12 protein-coding genes are annotated in these 17769 nt (G+C 58.8%); 4 read left to right on the top strand and 8 right to left on the bottom strand.

Annotation, left to right across the window (positions count from 1 at the left end; all coding sequences use genetic code 11):
- Positions 1–9 precede the first annotated feature (9 nt).
- Both PhaeoP97_RS00795 and PhaeoP97_RS00790 read left to right on the top strand, forming a co-directional pair.
- Entirely contained in the window at positions 10–387 is a 378-nt protein-coding gene (locus PhaeoP97_RS00795; RefSeq protein WP_072503452.1) for an ExbD/TolR family protein, read from the top strand.
- Positions 384–1247 carry an energy transducer TonB gene (locus PhaeoP97_RS00790; RefSeq protein ID WP_072503451.1) on the top strand — a complete coding sequence of 288 codons (864 nt, stop codon included), beginning with the start codon at positions 384–386 and terminating at the stop codon, positions 1245–1247. The genes PhaeoP97_RS00795 and PhaeoP97_RS00790 overlap by 4 nt, the downstream gene beginning before the upstream one ends.
- 153 nt (positions 1248–1400) lie before the next feature.
- Here the strand turns inward: PhaeoP97_RS00790 and PhaeoP97_RS00785 are convergent, their stop codons facing one another.
- The 5 genes from PhaeoP97_RS00785 to PhaeoP97_RS00765 all read right to left on the bottom strand — a co-directional run bounded on the left by PhaeoP97_RS00785 (position 1401) and on the right by PhaeoP97_RS00765 (position 7850).
- The gene (locus tag PhaeoP97_RS00785) at positions 1401–3500 is read right to left on the bottom strand and encodes a TonB-dependent siderophore receptor (protein WP_083570280.1); all 2100 of its coding nucleotides are present in this window, start codon (positions 3498–3500) and stop codon (positions 1401–1403) included.
- 461 nt (positions 3501–3961) lie between these two features.
- Entirely contained in the window at positions 3962–4876 is a 915-nt protein-coding gene (locus tag PhaeoP97_RS00780) for an MYG1 family protein (protein ID WP_072503450.1), read from the bottom strand.
- A gap of 243 nt (positions 4877–5119) precedes the next feature.
- Positions 5120–6661: an ankyrin repeat domain-containing protein gene (locus PhaeoP97_RS00775; protein WP_072503449.1), complete on the bottom strand. Its 1542-nt coding sequence runs from the start codon at positions 6659–6661 to the stop codon at positions 5120–5122.
- Positions 6662–6884: 223 nt separating this feature from the next.
- Entirely contained in the window at positions 6885–7331 is a 447-nt protein-coding gene (locus PhaeoP97_RS20585) for a hypothetical protein (protein WP_237028966.1), read from the bottom strand.
- 234 nt (positions 7332–7565) lie between these two features.
- On the bottom strand, positions 7566–7850 hold the full coding sequence (locus PhaeoP97_RS00765; protein ID WP_072503447.1) for a hypothetical protein: 285 nt from the start codon (positions 7848–7850) through the stop codon (positions 7566–7568).
- Between the two features lie 747 nt (positions 7851–8597).
- Between PhaeoP97_RS00765 and PhaeoP97_RS00760 the strand changes: the two genes are divergently transcribed.
- Positions 8598–9218 carry a hypothetical protein gene (locus tag PhaeoP97_RS00760; RefSeq protein ID WP_072506232.1) on the top strand — a complete coding sequence of 207 codons (621 nt, stop codon included), beginning with the start codon at positions 8598–8600 and terminating at the stop codon, positions 9216–9218.
- Positions 9219–9232: 14 nt separating this feature from the next.
- Here the strand turns inward: PhaeoP97_RS00760 and PhaeoP97_RS00755 are convergent, their stop codons facing one another.
- Positions 9233–11626, bottom strand: a complete 2394-nt coding sequence (locus PhaeoP97_RS00755) for a DUF3131 domain-containing protein (protein WP_072503446.1) — start codon at positions 11624–11626, stop codon at positions 9233–9235.
- A 329-nt stretch (positions 11627–11955) separates the two neighbouring features.
- Between PhaeoP97_RS00755 and PhaeoP97_RS00750 the strand changes: the two genes are divergently transcribed.
- Entirely contained in the window at positions 11956–15366 is a 3411-nt protein-coding gene (locus PhaeoP97_RS00750) for a trifunctional glycoside hydrolase family 18/polysaccharide deacetylase/glycosyltransferase family 2 protein (protein ID WP_237028965.1), read from the top strand.
- A gap of 159 nt (positions 15367–15525) precedes the next feature.
- Here the strand turns inward: PhaeoP97_RS00750 and PhaeoP97_RS00745 are convergent, their stop codons facing one another.
- Both PhaeoP97_RS00745 and PhaeoP97_RS00740 read right to left on the bottom strand, forming a co-directional pair.
- The gene (locus tag PhaeoP97_RS00745) at positions 15526–16848 is read right to left on the bottom strand and encodes an ABC transporter permease (protein WP_072503444.1); all 1323 of its coding nucleotides are present in this window, start codon (positions 16846–16848) and stop codon (positions 15526–15528) included.
- Positions 16845–17765 (bottom strand): ABC transporter permease, encoded by a 921-nt coding sequence (locus PhaeoP97_RS00740; protein ID WP_072503443.1) that lies wholly within the window; start codon positions 17763–17765, stop codon positions 16845–16847. Before PhaeoP97_RS00740 ends, PhaeoP97_RS00745 begins: the two co-directional genes overlap by 4 nt.
- Positions 17766–17769: the final 4 nt, after the last annotated feature.

Below are 17769 nucleotides of genomic sequence, written 5' to 3'. Positions count from 1 at the left end.
GGAGGCCCCATGGACCTGACCGATCCCCCCCGCCGCGCGCGCGGTGAATCCATCGTGCCGATGATCAACGTGGTGTTCCTGCTGTTGATCTTCTTCCTGATGACCTCGCGCCTCGCCCAGCCTGACCCGTTTGAGGTCACCCCGCCCGACGCCGGGTTGGAGGGCGAGGCCAAATCCGATGATGTGCTTTATATCGATGCCACGGGACGGCTGCATTTTGATGGTAGCGAAGGCCGCGCTGCGCTCAGCCGACTTGCCAGCGCCCCCGGCAAAACCGTGCAGCTGCGCGCCGATGCGCGGCTGCAGGCAACAGATCTGGCGCGGATCCTGCGACAACTGGCCGAGGCCGGGCTGACCCACGCCGAACTGGTGGTGCGCCCGCAATGAAACGTGCCGCCGAACTCACCGTCTTTGCCGGGATCGCCACGGTGATTCACGTGGCGCTCTTTGTCAGCGCGCCGAAATCCGGCGCTGAGGCCAGCGGCGGGGGCGGCGATGCCATGGTCTCGGTGCAGGCTGCCAGCGCCACCGTCGCAAAGATGGTCGAAACCTGGGAGCGCCCGCCGCAGACCCAGCCGCAGATCGACACCACCCTGACACCGCCGCAGACCGCCCCGACCGCCCCTGTGGTGCCTCAGTTCGAACTGGCCCAGGCGCCCAGCGCCGCACGGCAGATCGCCCTTGCCAAGCCCACGCCCGACGACAGGCTGCAACTGGACACGACACCGCCGCCCCCACCTCCGCCGGTCGCCAAACCGCAGCCGGAACCGGATCCGACATTGCGCCCCCGCGCAAAACCCCGTGCAAAACCGCGCCCCAAACAGGAACCGACCCCGCAGGACGCGCCGAAGGCCGCGCAGACCTCTGCAGGCCGCAGCGAACAACGTGCCGCCGGTTCGGGTGGTGGCGGACAGGCCGGTCAGGCCGGACGCGCCGCCGCTGCGACGGCACAAGCCGGGCAACAGGCGAAACTCAAATCCATCTGGGGCGCAAAAATCCGCGCCCGCGTCGAACGTAACAAACGCAGGACCTCTGGCACCCGCGCCACCGGACGGGTGCTGCTGCGCCTCACCGTGGCGCGCAATGGTCAGCTGATCAGCCACCGTATCGCCAAATCCTCCGGCAATGCAGCGCTGGATCAGGCCGCGCTGAAGGCCGTGGCGCGCGCCCGCAAATTTCCCGCCGCCCCCAAGCAGCTGACGCTCAATCAGATGACCTTCAACCTGCCAATGACTTTCTCAAAATAACCCGTCAGGTCCATGGCAATTCCCAAACGGCCCGCAATTCTCATGCGGGCCGTTTTCATTTCTGCTCACCCAGGTGGCCCACACGGCCCAAAAAAACTGCGCCCGCAGATCTTGCGGACGCAGGTGCCGTTCCCCCTTAGCCGTGGCTAAGGCTCAGAACTTCGATGTCAGTGTCAGGGCAATGTTTCGCCCGTCGCCGAAGTAGCAGGCACCGCCCTGACAGGTGGTGACATAGCGCTCATCGGTGAGGTTCTGCACATTGAGCGACACCAGCCAATTGTCCTGACCGTAGGAAACAGCCGCATCATACAGCGTATAGGATGGCGTCAGATAGGTCCCGGTCCCGCCCCAGGCTTCGCCGTTGTAGCGCACGCCGCCACCAAAGCTCCAGCCCTGCAAGGCACCCGCTTCAGGGGCGTAGTTCAGCCACAGCGAGGCGGCATTCTTCGGCACCTGCGCGATATAATCGCCCTCGGCATCTTCGCTATCAAGATAGGTATAGGCCGCATCCACCGTCAGATCACCAAAGCGGTGGAACAGTTCCAGCTCCAACCCCTTGGCCGAGGCGGCACCGGTCTGCACCTGGAAGCCCGGATTGCCCGGATCCGCCACCGTCATATTGGATTTGGTCAGATCGAACACCGCCGCCGTCAGCAGCGTATCGCTGCCTGCAGGCTGGAATTTCACACCCAGTTCATACTGCTCGCCACGGGTCGGCTCAAACGCCTTGCCATTCACATCGCTGCCAATGGCGTCCTGACGGAAGCTCTCAGCATAGCTAATGTAGGGGGCAATGCCGTTGTCAAAGCGGTACATCACCGCCGCATTGCCGGTCCATTCGCTGTCACTGGCCGCAATGCTGGTCGCACCAAAGCTGCCATTGCTCGGCCCACTCTCGATCTTGCCATAGCGCAGACCAAAATCGACAAACAGCCGGTCATCATAGCTGGCACGCTGCTGCACATAAGCGCCGGTTTCGGTGATGGAGGTCCCCGGCGTATCCGTCACCGAGACCGTCGGGTAACCGACATAGACCGGGTTGAACGGATCAATCGGGCCAACCTGTGCGCCGTAGCCTGTATCACTGTCGTAATGGCCGCGCGTATAGCTCGCCCCGATAATGGTGCGCATATCAAAGCCACCAAGCCGGTATTCCGCCGTGCCATAGGCATCAAACCCCCAGGTCTTCAGCGTGTTTTCAGCCCGGTAGAAGGTCCGGTTGATGGTGCCATCGGGATTGTACCGGCCAGAACCGAAGTTGTCGAAGGCCCACCAGGCATGCTGGTATTCGCCGTCACTCTCCAGATAGCGCGCATTGGCGTTGAGGCTCCAGACCGCGTTGAAACGATGTTTGAACATCGCCGTGATGGCACGCTGTTCAGTGTTGAACGTATCAAACCCCGGCTCCCCCACAAACAGGCTGTTGGGCAGGTAATCGCCATTGCCAAGCCCGGTCGCAGGCAGCAGCGTACCCGCCATGGAGGCAAACTGGATCAGCGGGCTGCCATCGCTTTTCTGATAGTTGGCCAGAATGGTCAGCTCCGTGTCGTCGCTGGGCCGCCAGGTGATCGACGGCGCCAGCACAACAGTATCATCCTGCGAATGATCAACCTGTGTTTCCGCATCACGCAGCAGACCGACAAAGCGATAGCGCAGAGTGCCGCTGGCGTTCAGATCACCGCTGACATCCACCGCCGCCTGTTTGCGGTCATGAGATCCGACCTGCACCTGAAACAGATTTTCCGCCTCCTGTGCGGCGGTCTTTGATGTGGTGTTCACCACGCCGCCCACTGCGCCGCTGCCATACAGCCCGGAGGACGGCCCTTTCAGCACCTCGACGCTGTTCAGCAGGAAGGGTTCCGGCTTGGTGTCATTGTAAAAACCATAACGCGCAGGCAGCCCGTCGTGCAGGGTGCTGGCGTCAAAGCCACGCACCAGATACCAGTTGGCGCGGCTGTCCAGCCCCCATTGGCCGCCCACAACCCCGGCAGAATATTGCAGCGCCTGTTCGACATTCTGGGCACCGCGCGCCGCCAGCTCCTGAGCAGTCACCACCGTGACCGAGCGAGGCGTCTCGGCGATGGCATCCCCGGTTTTGGCCACAGTGCCGGTATCAAGAGAAACGCTCTTGCCAAAGAAGGCGCCACCGGTTTCCTGAGTTACAATAATTGGTTCCAGTTCGACAACGTCAGCCATTGCCGGCACAGAGGCCAGCAGGGCAAAGGTCGACACAGCAGTTCGTCGCAGAATCATGTCCCGTCTCCGCTTTTGCGGTTGATGTTCTGCCTGACGTTTCGCTGGGTGATTAGGGGGTAGCGGCGCCCTGCCTCCGTGGCAAGACCTGATGCCCACCCCGGTTACAAAAGCACCGGCGGCGGCGCAAAAACCGCATCCCATACCCGCTTTGGCTTCATCAACGGCGGTGCAGAACAACCTATGGTCGGCGGATGCACCGTGCGCACGCCTACGGTCGGTTCCTGTTAACCCCGCCGAAACTTCTGTTGCAGCGCCACCAGATATCCGCGCCCGCAGCCTGCGCAACGCCCAGAAAAAGTATCAACACGCCTGCCCGAATGTTTCGCACGCGAAACAATTGGACAGGGGGGCTGACGTATTCACGAGACTGCACAGACGGCTCTGTTGCACGAAGGCACGACATCAGTCGAGGCTCTGCTGCCTGTCAGATAGGCGTCTGCTGGAACCTGGGCTGCATATTAGGCCTCTGATGCGGCGCGCTGTGCCATTTCCATGATCGCAGCGCGGGTGCTGGCGACAGCAATAAAACGGGCGTTGTGGCAGAATTTTGCCCCCTTGACGCCACAGGCCGCCTCAAGCGCTTGATCCGTCAGACCAGCCCAGGCGGCAGGCAGATCGGCGCGGCTCTCGAAACTGTCGCCACTTTTGCGGATGGTGGTCAGCGTCCAGTCGCTGCCGCGCGGATGAACCACGAACAGCAGGTGATCCGCGCCCGCCTTCTCTACCGCTGAACGGAACGGCATCCCCATTGGCAGCTCCAGCACTTTGGCCTCCCCCGCAGCCTCGATGGCACACATGACCATGGTCTCGGCCCGCCGCTTTGCAGCCCTACCCCTGACCGCCGCCTCGACAAAGGCGCGTGCCACCGGCAGCGCTGCCATAAACGCCTGATCATCCGCGCCATCGCGACGGTCATCAAACACCGGCTTCAGGGTTTCCAGCAACACCGGCAGCGTCATCCCCGCCAGAGGCCCGGCAACACCGGGGTCAATCGCGCCATTGTCCAGCAGATCCACCGGCAGCACGAAGCTCTGATCAAAACTGTGATGGATGGTGTCAATGTCGGCCTCCGGCACATCGAGGCTGCGAAGGTAATCGCGCCCGAAATGGTGCCAGATCAGACCAAAGGAGCTGTAGGGCTGGCCATCTTCGCGCAGGGGATTGGGGCGCTGATGATGGTCGAAGATCTGCGCGCCCCCATCATAGGCCTGGCCCACATCATAGATGATCCGCCCCGCCGCCGGCGTGATCCATGCAGCCTCCCGCGAGCGTATCAGTTCCGCATCGGGGAACAGGCGGGTCAGGATCACCGAGGACAGAAGTTCATCGGCATGAAACCCGCCGGAATGGGTCACAAGATGGGTTATGGTCATAAAAACGCTCCACGGCGGCAGGACAGAAGACAGGCGACACAACGGCGCCCACAGGGGTCAGGGGCAGCGGTTACAGGGGTGCCCAGTCACACCTCTGGCTCCCGTCGACACATCGCCCGGCTCCCCCTGCGATACCCCAAGACCCAGGCCAAAGACAACCGGGGGCTGTCGGCCCTTTGAGGGGGTATGGTGCTGTATCTCACCCTTGCCTGTCGCTGCCGGACATGCCTCCACCCTTAACGGTCAGACAACCCCGCCGTTGACAACCTGATCGGGATGTCGCTCTGCCCAGTCCATCAGGAATTCCGCCACCTCTGTCACGCCTGTCAGCGCAATCGCGCGGCGCGGCAGGGCGATGCCTTCGCCCAGTGCCAGGTCCAAAGAGGCGATGTGGTCGCGCGCGGCCGCCTGAGGGCAGTTTTCCGCGCCATGCAGAATGGTCGACAGCAGCGTGCCGCCGTAGCCGTTCACATGGGTAAGATCCGGTTTGAGGCTCAAAAGATAGCGCAGAACCTCGGCCACCCCTTCCCAGCCTGCAACCTGCACAGGCGTCAGCCCTTCGCTGTCGGGGCGGTCATAATCGACGCCGATGGCAACCAGCCGCCGGATATGATCCAGCTTACCGGGCAGATGCAGGATCTGGCGAATGATGTCGCGGTAGGCTTCCGGGATCGCCTCGGGCGATAAAACAGCCCCCTGCGGCGCATCCTCTGCGGCGGCTGCCAGGGCCTCCTCCACCGGGGTCAGGATTGTGTCCGCGCCCCGCTCTGCCAAGAGCTGCGCCAGATCGCGGTTACCAAAGACACGCGCATAGGCATAGGGGGTCGCGCCCTGAAACCGGCGGTTCAGCACCGCGCCATTGTCCAGCAGCAGCGTGATCATCTGCCGGTCGGCCATGCGGCGGGCGGCCTGATGCAGCGCGGGCACCACCCAAGGCGTCTCACCGCCAACGGGGCGCCCGTCAAAGGCGTCAACTTTGGCACCGTGATCCAGCAACAGCTGCACCGCCTGCAGGTCATGGAAATCCATGGCCCGCAACAGCGCGTTGGTGCCCTCCGGCTCGGCACCATGGGCCAGCAACATCCGCAGGCCGTCGTGATGCCCCAGTTCGGTTGCGTGATAAAGGCTTTCGCCGTCATCGGGGTTGGCGCCCTGCTCCAGCAGCCATTGCCCCAGCGCCATGTTGTCGGCATGGCCAATCGCAAAATAGAGCGGCGACAGGCGGTGGTCGCTGCCGTCATGCACCGGCGCACCAAGGTTGATATCCGCACCAGCCGCAAGAAGCGCCTCGGCGATGGCCAGCATATCCGCCTTCCGCTCCGGAGCGTGGTGGATCCATCGGGAGCGCGCCAGAATGGTCATCGGTGGGGCAACATCGCCGATCAGCGCCGTTGCATGCTGCGTGGGCTGGTCCAGTGCCGCCAGCACCTCGGCCTTGCGCAGCAGGCTGAGGCTGAGGCCAAAATCGCCATCCGCAAGCGCCGGGGTGTCTGCCAGCAGCTGATCCGCAACCGCAAAGTGACCGGCATAGAGCGCGCCCCGCAGACGCTGGCGTTTGGTGGCAAGATCCATCCCCAGCAACTCCGCCGCGAGTTTGAGAGCAGGCCAGGAAGGAAAGCCGTTTTCCCGCGCGATCACCTGCAGATAGTCGGCATGTCTCAGCGGGGTTTCAGGTTTGCGTGGTCGCTGGCTGGCGATCCGCTGCAGGGCGATTGTGTCGTGGGAGTGATGGGCTTTGCGCAGCGCCTTTGCGTCGCGGCGCAGTTGGTCCAGAGATTTGGTCATCGGTGTCCTCATTCAACGCCCGACGGTCCGCTATGTGCGAGCATGAGACATACCGAAGAAGGCTGTCGTCTGATGTGGTTTGGGGTGCCGATGACGGCTTTCCGCGGACCTGGTGGCTGCCCCGGTAGCGGTGTCATGTTAGGCCGATGCCCCGCTTAGAGCAATAGGCCGGGGCACGGGGGCGGGGGGATGGCGCCCCTTTCTGCCGGTCAGGACAGTCCTGTCAGTACATCACCTTGTTGAGGGTGATATGGATCGGCGAGCCTGTCGGCAATGTGGTGCTGCCGCGGGCGATCAGCCAGCCATCTGCGCGTTCAAGCCGCGCCACCACCTGCCGGGTCGGGGAGAGGACGGACAACGCCGCCGATGAGAGGGTGAAGTCGATCCGCTTGGCCCGGCCTGTGCTGATCAGGTCAAACTCCAGCGCCGGATCCGAGGTGCCAGGCTGACCCGGATTTGATAGGGAAATGGTGATCCGCCCTTTTGGGGTCTTGGCGTCCCCTGCCGCACCCTCGTGATAACGTCGCTGGACTGTATGTCGGTTGGATCTGCTGCGGCGCTGATCTCCCAGCCATCGGACTGAACTGCGCCGACGCCGCCCCAGTTTTAGCCGCACACGTCCTGTCTGCGTCCCAAAACGGGAGCCGAACTTCGGCCTCTGTCGCATCATGGACGGTCTCGTTACCGAGACCGCCGTAGACTTAGTCTTGGCCCCCGATCGCAAATGCGGGCGGCCCCAATACAAGAAAGGGAGGATGCCATGCCCTTTGCCGTGGTGGCGGTTTTGTAGGTGGACCATGCAGCAGCCCTCGCGTTTTCGTAACAGGAGAACACAAAGATTTAGTTCTCCAGCACGAGCCAAAATCGCTTGTCCATCGGGTTGATAAGCCCGCAGACTAAGTGATCATGCCCGACAATTTTGCAAGCTTTCGCGGTCACCAATCTGCCAATCGGGACGCCGATATTCCAAACCAACGGCCCTGCTCGTGACCGAATACCGAATCGTGAACCGAACAAGCTGCCGCCGATTCGCGTTGATCGTTGGCAAATTGGAAACAGTATTGGCCTGATAGCTGGAACTGTCAGCGATGAACCGCCGTTGAATCAAATTGTCCGCAATTGGATCTTTCCGAATCGGATCAGTTAAGGCCGATTTTAAGTTCTTCCCCTCATCATCAATGTCAGACACCGCAATCTTGCCTCTAGTGAGGCCTGCGGAGGCAGCATTAGCACCAGGATCAGGAGGGTTGGATGACAGATCGAAAACGACGGTATCACCCGACCAATCATAAGCACACGTTCGCTTCAAGCCCAGCGCGCCTCCGACTTCTAAACTCTCTAGACCATTTCGGGAAAAATGAAAAATGCGGGGCTACGCTACAACTATCAGTCACGCACACTGCAGGGCAATTCATACAGGCAACCATCCCACTGGGTCGAATGACGTTCCGGGTAGATACAGGCACCGGTGCGCGGACATACGCGTTGACCGGTGCGGGCACGGTATTTCCTTTGGAGCGGCGAATCATAACTGGCCAGCCTGGATCTCGCTGGAAACGACGAAGGCACAAGTCCCGTGTGCTCGATCTGCGCGAAGCGCAAGTGGCCAGCAGAAATAGCACCTCCTGAAATCCGCCGACGCTTGGGAGAGATCCCGCCACAACAGGGCTGCCTGCTTTGAGCAAGGCTCCTCATCTGGTGTATCCGCTCAACGTCAATCGTGAGGTAGCGCCGAGCGGATTCGACCTTTCGCTAGAGGACAAGTCATCAGACCGGCCCTTAGAAAACCGCACAACAACAAATTGCCGACAGGGGCAACAGCACATCGCGCAACAGTCGCCCGTTCAAAAGCGAACGCTCCCTAGTGGATTGCCCGCGCGCCACCCTCTCTGGGTCGGAACTCAAACACGAGGCCACCCTCGAAAAGGAACATGTCATGTCGACGATATGGAACTCCGCCTTCAGAAAGACCACTGTGGCTGCCGCCGCACTGACAATGATGAGCATTTGCGCGGGCATGCTTCCGGCACAAAGCATCAACAACGATATCAAGGCGCAGCTGAAACAGTTTGTTCGGCAAGGAACAGAAGTTCGGTTTGAAGGCTATCTGACCGGTTACAGTTACTGGGACAACACGCCGCCGGGCAGCGCCGCGATTGCGCGTCCTGTGCTGCGGCGACAGGCAGGGGGCACCGGCACGTACAATGACCCCATTACCATCGCAGTTGGCCATGCGATCCGCCGAGGGCGTCAAACTCTGGAATTTCCCGCCGGAACGCGTTTTTACATTGAGAGACTGCGCAAATATGCCATCGTCGAAGATGTTTGCGGGGATGGGCACAAACCACAAAACGGTCCGTGCTACACTGGCAAACAGGGCCGCCCCTGGCTGGATATCTACATCGGAGGTAAGCGCAATTCTGTACGGGATACGCAACGCTGCATGAATCGGCTAACCGGGATGCAACCTATCCGCCTGAACCCGCGCCGCGGTTACCCCGTTGCGCGGGGGGAGATTTCGGCCAGCGGATGTCAAGTGTTTGGCCCCGTCGGATAAACCCAATCTGACCGTCAGCGGGCGCGGCGCTTCAGATGCGCAAGCGCCTGCAACACGATGCCGTTTGTGTTCAGGTCCGCATGGTTCTTCATCTGAGTATACCCATCCAGAAACAACCCACTGCTCATCCCGAAATCATCAATTCGGGCACGGCTTTGTGCCAAATCCAGCATTTGACGAGTAAAAGCACAAGGCCGCACGGCGTACCATAGATAGGCAGCTTTGGTCGAAAAAATTCCATATGGGCTAGTGGCAACAGGATCGAAGAACACGTCTCTGCCCTTGCGATAGCTGACATTCCAGCGCGTTTCGTGACCCAGATCGAACCCTTGGTAGACAAACCATGGCGCAGTGTCGATCGGGGTCTCGGACGGGGCCAATAGCTGGCCCGTCAGGTCGAAATGATGCTTCATCGCGCCCAGAAAGACATCCGTAAGCACCGCACATTCGGCAGACGGCCCCAGCTCGACATATTCCAAGAGCAGCGGTTCGGTTGGCAAGATGCCAATCTGATCAACTGTATAGAGCAGGTTGACGGTCCGGTCCGCCACTGTGCTCCCCACAAAAGCCTCGCGATAAGGAGAACGCGTGTTGGCCTGGCCGATGAGTGGAAGAACGCGCGCCTGGTAATGAGCGCAATGTGACAAATACGAGGATTGAACACGGGTCTTCAGAATGTTGTTGAGCACCCCGCCTTGCATCAAGCCTGTTATGTTCCAACGACTTACAAGATCCGCGCAGGCCTCGGCCAAGGGGGGCTGTTGCGCGGCGCGTGTCACCGCGCTGGTCAGCCGTGCGAAATCGCAAGCATCAAACCCCCGCCTATTAATTGTAGTATCCCGCACATTGATCAGCGTTGGCGGATAGGCCATCTCTGCATCTTTGATCACAGGCAGACTGCGAAAAATTTTGCGGATACGGCGGTAAATGGTTTCAGCCGGAGCCAGCTCCAGGTCAATTGCAGCAAGCAGGCCAAGGATCAGACTGCCGACGTCCCACATGGTGATCTCAGAGTTATTGAAGGCTTTCCCATTGATCCGCTTGCGAACCGTCAGCGCCAATCCTGTCGCCTTTATCTCCGCCTGCTCCAAATATGCGTAGGCCAGGCGAGCGTCGGCCATCATGGCATCGTCAAAGATCGAAGGTTGCGGCACCAGGCTTGCGGCTTTCAGCGTTGTGCGAGATTCGAGCAACAGCTCATGCGCGGGATCAATGATCCGGGTCGGATAATTCAGGCATATGCCGTTTGCGGTGGGAACCTTGGCAACAATCTTGCCGACAGTATCGGCCCTATGGACAAACACCGCATCCGGGTGGCGCACATCTCCCCGCTGGGGGGCCACCTCGTCAGCAAAAAAAAGCGGGCCTTCGACCGCTTCGCCATCAGCGGCCAACCCAGGGGCACCAAGCCGCAGCTCTTCACCATCACGCGTTTCAACCAGCAAGGTGCCATCCGCCCGGCGCTCTGCTCCTCGTACCAAAGTCACACAATCGACATCAAGCCGCCCGCGCGCCTGCGCCAAAAGTGTACTATATGCGTCGGCATCCCTCGGTAGCTCAGGCAGTATGACGTAGTGACGCGAATGGTTCGGCAGAAATGCGCAACATCTCTTGTAGATCTCTCGCGGAAGCACGGACAAAAGGTAGCCGGAGAGCCGTGCGCGATTGACTCCCGCCGCGATACGCTGCCCGATCTCATAGGCCCGCGCGGGATTAATGGGTAGCTCCGCGACATTGATTGCAATTGCAGTGCCATCCCCCAACTGCGAAAACAGTGCAGAGTTCATTCTTTCCTGCGCCGCCCACAAATCAAGACGCGCCTTCAATGGCAGCATAAGGACCGCAGCAGGCCCCAGAAGTGCCTCGCGTTCTGGCAGATCGATGGCATCATAGATCACAGTTGTGCAGCCACCAGTTCGCAGCCCGTCCTGCCGCAAATCACCCTCTAGCGTGTCGGTCGACACCGTTGAAAAATGTGCAGGCTGAGCAGCTGACACCATCGCGCCGGGCAAAAGCCGGTCGATTTCGGAGCGCAGGTTCCATAGAGTGCGTGCCTTGAAATACCCCGTCTTCTGCATCAGCTGCCGCGTTGATGGTACGATTTCAACAAATGTCCGGTTCTGCGATGCGGTATCACTTAGCATCGACAAGACAGGGTGAGTGCCCTCTGTTGTGTGTTTGGCAAATTCCTCGAATTCAATCTCAACCGACAGGGCCACGCCCTGTGACAAAAACGCAAAAATCAACGACCCAAGGGCGTTTTCGGGCAAAGACGGGTGCACGCCTGTGAGCACTATAGAGAAGGCACGGATACTTTCTGCCCGCTCGGTCTGCGCCAGAGCAGGCCAGGCAGTGCTAAGCAGGCCGCTTGAGGCCAAACCCAGAAACTCACGGCGTTTCCACGGCATTACCCTATCCAACTTTCCGGTTTCGGCAGAGGCCACTCTAACTTGAACGAGTCGCAAAGCCCATCTTGAATTATCATTAGGACTTTGTTAAAAACTTAATTAGCGGACGTGGAATCGAAATGGTTTATGCGGATGCGACTACGGCGAAAATCGCCTGCCCCCCAAACTAGTGAGTGAAAAAGTAGCACGTTATTTGAACGGGTTGGCAAGCGATGTACACGACGATCAAAAACCGGCCAGCGTCAGGGCCTGCGACACGCACAGCGAAATCTGCTGCGTCTTCGAAGCTTCGTCACAAGACCTTTCCGACTGAAATTTTACCGGCCGAGATGACCAACTCGACCGATGAGCAACGGCAAATCTTCAAAGCCAATGGTGCAACCCGACCATTTTTGGCAGCCTTGTTATTCGTCATCATGCTGGCGCTGGCTGCTGCAATGATTGTTGCTGTCACGCAAAGCGTAGTGGCCGAATTCAAGCTCGCCCGCCCTCTGTTTCAGAACAGTGAACCCAAGGATAGCGTCAGCCAGGATTGGCGCCGGTTCTTGCCCAAGAGTACAACTCTTGAAGGGAACGGCGGCAACGACCAATTGGGAAACGACCACGGACGCAAGTCGAGTGCATTCGCAAGTTCATGCCAAAAAGAAGCTAGCCCGCCTCGCAGTGCGAACAACAACCCTTCGCGTCTCTATGCCTTTGTGACAGCCGATCTGGAAGACGTCGCAAATTCTGTTCAGCGGACCTGCGACACGATCAATGTGTTTGTTCCCGAATGGCTGATCATTAGCGACGAAGGCATTGATTGGCTGCAATCCGGCGATCAGACCTTCGGCACCCCCTACGTCGTGCGAACAAACCCCTTTGGCGATCATCCGATCCAACCATTGATGCACGTCCAGGCCAGCGCGCTTGAGGGGAAAGGCACAGATCACTGGTCCAAGGCCGCACGTCTCGCCGAGCGGCACGGGTGGTCAGGTCTATGCTTTGATATGCGTCGGCTGGAAACCCAAAACTTACAAAAGGCGCTGGTCCATCTGAACGGGGTAAAAGACGATTTCATCATCAAGGGATTGGAAACCTGCGCGGTCATAGCGCCAGATCAAATTGAAGCGCTCGCCTACGGATCCGAACTGCCAGATCGGGTGATCCTGCCCGCAGTGCAAAACAGCTATCGACTCAGCATCTACGAAGAGTCGCCCGCCCCTTTGGATTGGTTTCGATCGGTTCTAGAACGTGCGCGCAGCGCCATTCCCAGCGAAAAGCTGGTGATTGGTCTCGCTTCCGGTGGCGTCCATTGGACTACGGGCAGCCAAGTGCCTGAATTTATAAGCTACGCCGATGCAATGTCCCAGGCCGATCAATACGGCGCTTTTGCCGGATATGCCCCGGACAAGGGTCACGGGTTGATTTCCTACATGGATGCCGACGGCGAACGAAACATGATCTGGTATCTGGACGCCGTAAGCCATTACAGCCAGCTGCTGAGCCTCGCAGAAGCGGGGATCGACGGTGTCGCGATCTGGGGGCTGGGCCAAGAAGACCCGTCGATTTGGCCGTTGCTCGCAAAGCCCGATATTCTCTCGGATGAAGCTTTTGACACATTGAGCGAAATCGACCTAGGCAGCTTTGTCTCTTATCGTGGTACCGGCCCGTTTCTGCGGTTTGACCAGACCGAGGTTCTTGGACACCGTCATGTGACGCGCGATTCAGAAACCCTGATGGTGATTGATGCGGTCGCCCAGCCGCTTCCGACACCCGTTATTGGTGAGCGCTACGGATCCTTACCGGACAAATCCATTTTGCTGACCTTTGATGACGGGCCAGCACAGGATCATACGCAAGAGGTGCTCGACATTCTCAAAGACGCTGAGGTGCCCGCAACGTTTTTCATGGTTGGCAACCAGATGTTCGAACAGAAAAACGTCGTCAATGCCTTAGCCGATTCCGAGTTTGACTTTGGACTGCACACGTTTTCGCACCCGCAGCTTGATCGAACTTCCCCTGCTCGGGTGCAGGTAGAGCTGGCGCTGCAATCACGGATCTTCTCTTGGCTTACCGGTCGCACACCTGTTGTGTTCCGCGCACCTTACATGCGTGGTCCAGGTCCACTGGAGGGGGATCTGGCGCGCCGACTGAAAACCATTGTTGATCAGCGCTACCACCTGCTGGGTGCAGATATTGTCCCACCAGACTGGCGCAGCCTCAACCCCCAACAGCTTGTAGACTATACGCTGGAAGCATTGGACGGCACTGGCCAAGTATTGTTGATGCATGACGGCGGCGGCGAGCGGAGCAATACCATTGACGCCTTGCGCCTACTTCTTCCTGAGTTGAAGGCACGCGGGTATCAGTTCCTGACCCTCAATCAAGCTATGGCCGGTTTCGGCACTCCGTATGAGACCCGTCAGATTACCAAACTAGACCCTTTTGAAGCACTGGCCTTCACGGGTGTTGGCAACAGCGCCACTTGGGTTGCCTTTGTGGTCCCCTTTGCTGTGTTGCTGGGCGTGATCCGCGCACTGATCCTGTTTGTTATGGCAATCCGCTCTCGGCGTGCTGACCGCGCGGATCTACGCCATCGTACCGGTGATTTCTCGGCCCCGGTTACCGTTGTGATCCCGGCCTATAATGAAGAGAAGAGTATTCTCAAGACGATCTACAGCGTGCTCGACTCGGATTATCCGAACCTATCCGTTCTAGTTGTCGATGACGGATCAACCGACGCCACACATGCGCTGGTCACCAAAACCTACAAGAACAATCCCAGTGTCCAGATCCTGCGTCAGCCCAACGGCGGCAAGTGGAAAGCGGCCAATCTGGCGTTCTCGCATGTAACGACGGACTATGTTGTCGCTATCGACGCTGACACGATTGTGGCCCCCGACGCGATTCGGCGGTTGATGCAGCCCCTGCGCAATCCGAACGTCGGCGCTGTCGCAGGCAAAATCATGGTTGGTAACTCCAAAAATCTGCTGACGAAGCTTGAGAAACTGGAATACACGGTTGCCCAGAACATCGACCGGCGTGCCTATGAAACGATCAATGCGATTATGGTAGTGCCTGGTGCCTTTGGCGCTTGGCGGACTGAGGCTGTGCGCAGGTGTGGTTATTATTCCAGTCAGACTCTTGCCGAAGACACCGATCTGACGATCTCCCTGCTCGAAAAAGGCTATGAAGTGCGCGCTGCGGACCGGGCCTATGCCTATACCGAGGCCCCCGCCTCAGTCGGAACACTCATGAAGCAGCGCATGCGTTGGTCTATCGGCATTCTTCAATCGGCTTGGAAACACCGTCGCACCATCCGCAAAGGCCATGCAGTTGGGCTAGTGGGGTTAACTGATCTGGTGGTCTTTGGGGTGATTATGCCTCTGCTGGGGCCGATCATTGACCTCTTGCTTGTGCTGATGCTGGTCCGCTTTGTCTCTAGTTTTGATGGAACCACTTTTAATGCCTTTACCGTCCGCGACTATGCGGTACTGGCAATCTTCCTTGCGCTGCCGTTGCTTGAAATGGTTATGGCCGATTTCGCGGTGCGGTCTGAACCTTCGACGCCGCGCTCTATGGTGTTCCTTCTTCTGCTAAACAGGCTGATCTATCGCCAACTTCTGATCATCAACGTGTATCGGTCGCTGTGGCGGATCCTCACGGGTCGGCTGACCGGATGGCACAAGCTGCGCCGGTTCGGTTCTGTCGAAGCGCCCACGCGCCCTACCGTTGCCGCGCGGGCTCATATCGGCTGATCCATACAAGCAAGGGTTTCAGGCTGCGGCACTGATTGAACCGACATGTACCCGCAGATGCCAGGATCGAAGGAGCATCTTCAAGCCGCTTTATCTAATATGAAACCCTGCCCAAGGATCATCTTGGGCAGGGTTTGTTTTTCGCAGTCCTAGGGTTTGTCAGTTACCGTCAGATGCCTCTGCGCCGGAAAGAGCGTTAGGATCGAACGCGCCGCCAAAGGCAGAGTTCCCCTCAGCCGTAGGCGCAGGTGCGCTGCTTTCACCTTCTGCTTCTGGTGCCGCTGTGTCACCGCCGCCCAGTGTATTGGGGCTAAACACGCCGCCAAAGCCTGAGTTGTTGCCGCCACCGGTCGACGGCTGCGATGTTGAGTCACTCGCATCTGCACCGCCGTTTTCAGCCTCTTCCGCAGCTCGACGGGCCGCATCCTCGGCGCGCCGTTGACGTAGCTCCTGAATGCGCAGTTCGGTTTCCATACGCTTCTGCTCTTTTACGTCCGCGATACATTGCGCCGGACTATAGACCGTCGCCGTCCCAACGATCACAATGGTGAAACAGGCAACCCCGACCAGCCCCACGGCTGCCCAGTTTGAACTGAGGAAGCTGGGTAGACGCAGACGGCCGCTTTCCAGTTCTTCGACCGTCGCATCCTTGCGCGCGGCAGCAACCAGTTCTCGCCGCCGAATGCTGGCCTCATTGAACAGCGCTGCAAAGACGGTCAGCACAACGATGATGAAGGCCAGCGCAGAAATCGCAGGCGTGATACCGTACCGCACCTTCTGCGCCAGTTCGATCGTCAGCGTTGGATACTCACCAAAGGTGAAGGTCGTTGTATTGTAGTTTTCAAAGCTTGCGAGAAACGCCAAGACCGCAGCAGAGGCAATCGCGGGCTTCATGAACGGCAGCAGCACTTTACGGAATGCCTGCGCATGGGTTGCGCCCAGGTCCAACGCCGCCTCTGTCAACGCGGTGTCATAACGTTGCAGACGGGCCACCAGCACCAACATACAGTAGCTAGCGATAAAAGTGGACTGACCAATGATGGTTAGGAACAACCCGTTGGACAGAAAGCTATCCGCTCCCAGCCCCAACATGCGATTGACCCGATCCCAAAACACCAGCGTCGAGATACCAATCACCACACCGGGGATCAGAATCGGCGCGATGATCACCGTGTAATAGGTCGCCCGCAGTTTCGGCCAGATCTGGGTAAGCATCAGCGCCCCGGCAAGCCCCATTGCGACAGACATCACAACAGTGCCAAAACCCACCAAAATCGAGTTCTTTATACCGTTGAGGATCCGTTCATCCTGAAACAGTGCCGAGAACCATTCAAAGGTCAGGCATTCCCAAGGCGTGGCCTGCGGAAAACCAGGTGAGTTGAAGGCAGTGACCGACATAATCACCAGCGGCCCCAACAGGTAGGCAAAGAAAATCGCCAGATAGAACCAAACACTCAGGCGTAGAAAGGAGAAGCTCTTCATTTACCAATATCCCCCATGTTCACCTTGAACAGTCGCATGGCGGCCAAGACCAACAGGATGCAGGTGACCAGAAGAACAACCGCATAGGCGGCCCCCTGCGGCCAGTCGCTATTGTCGTTGAACTGCTGGTAGATCAGCTGCGTGAACCACAACGACGATGGCCCCCCCAGGATCTGCGGCGCAGCCAGCGCACCAGCCGACAGCATGAACACCATGGTACAGCCCGAGCTGATGCCGGGCTTGGCATAGGGAATGACGACACGCTGGTGAATCTTGGCCCAGCTGGCACCCATGTCTCGTGCAGCTTCGATCTGATTGCGATCCAGGCTTTCGATCACATTATAGATCGGGAAAATCATCAGCAGGATGTAGGCATAGCCAAGCCCCGCATAGAGCGCGATATCGTTGCGGATGAAATCAAACGGCGTGTCAAACACCCCAAGCCCAACCAACGCCGTATTCAAAACACCGCTGTCACCAAAGATGATGCGCAATGCAAAGGCACGCAGGATTTCGTTGATCCAATAAGGAATGATCAGCATCAGCGCAAAAATGCGAATGTGATTGCCCTTGGTCTGAGCCAGATAGTAGGCGATCGGGTAGCACAGGATGAGGTTGAACACGGTCACGCATACTGCCGCAACCAAGGTACGGAAGAACACGCGCAGATCCACGGCGTTGTAATCCTGCCCGCCCCCTTCGGGGCCGAATACCAGATATTTATAGTTCTCCAGTGTATAGACGTCCTTTGGACCACCGATTTCCGGCGGCGGTAGGTTTGGACGGAATGAAAAGTCGAGCATCGACAACTGTGGCAGAATGATCAGGCCGATGGTCCAGAACAGGACCAGACCCAGCATCAAGGCACCCAGCCCGTAGCCGTTGCGATTGAAGAATTCCCTTAGGAACCTTGGCATGGCG

It is taken from the genome of Phaeobacter porticola (assembly GCF_001888185.1).
In the GTDB taxonomy this organism is placed as follows: Bacteria; Pseudomonadota; Alphaproteobacteria; order Rhodobacterales; family Rhodobacteraceae; genus Phaeobacter; species Phaeobacter porticola.
Note: the sequence above shows the minus strand (reverse complement) of the source record. Positions and strands in the feature narration are given on the sequence as shown.

Excerpts from the sequence above, each read along its gene's own strand:
- PhaeoP97_RS00795 (WP_072503452.1), top strand. The coding sequence starts at position 10 with ATGGACCTGACCGATCCCCCCCGCCGCGCGCGCGGTGAATCCATCGTG.
- PhaeoP97_RS00790 (WP_072503451.1), top strand. The coding sequence starts at position 384 with ATGAAACGTGCCGCCGAACTCACCGTCTTTGCCGGGATCGCCACGGTG.
- PhaeoP97_RS00785 (WP_083570280.1), bottom strand. The coding sequence starts at position 3,500 with ATGATTCTGCGACGAACTGCTGTGTCGACCTTTGCCCTGCTGGCCTCT.
- PhaeoP97_RS00780 (WP_072503450.1), bottom strand. The coding sequence starts at position 4,876 with ATGACCATAACCCATCTTGTGACCCATTCCGGCGGGTTTCATGCCGAT.
- PhaeoP97_RS00775 (WP_072503449.1), bottom strand. The coding sequence starts at position 6,661 with ATGACCAAATCTCTGGACCAACTGCGCCGCGACGCAAAGGCGCTGCGC.
- PhaeoP97_RS20585 (WP_237028966.1), bottom strand. The coding sequence starts at position 7,331 with ATGATGCGACAGAGGCCGAAGTTCGGCTCCCGTTTTGGGACGCAGACA.
- PhaeoP97_RS00760 (WP_072506232.1), top strand. The coding sequence starts at position 8,598 with ATGTCGACGATATGGAACTCCGCCTTCAGAAAGACCACTGTGGCTGCC.
- PhaeoP97_RS00755 (WP_072503446.1), bottom strand. The coding sequence starts at position 11,626 with ATGCCGTGGAAACGCCGTGAGTTTCTGGGTTTGGCCTCAAGCGGCCTG.
- PhaeoP97_RS00750 (WP_237028965.1), top strand. The coding sequence starts at position 11,956 with ATGACCAACTCGACCGATGAGCAACGGCAAATCTTCAAAGCCAATGGT.
- PhaeoP97_RS00745 (WP_072503444.1), bottom strand. The coding sequence starts at position 16,848 with ATGAAGAGCTTCTCCTTTCTACGCCTGAGTGTTTGGTTCTATCTGGCG.
- PhaeoP97_RS00740 (WP_072503443.1), bottom strand. The coding sequence starts at position 17,765 with ATGCCAAGGTTCCTAAGGGAATTCTTCAATCGCAACGGCTACGGGCTG.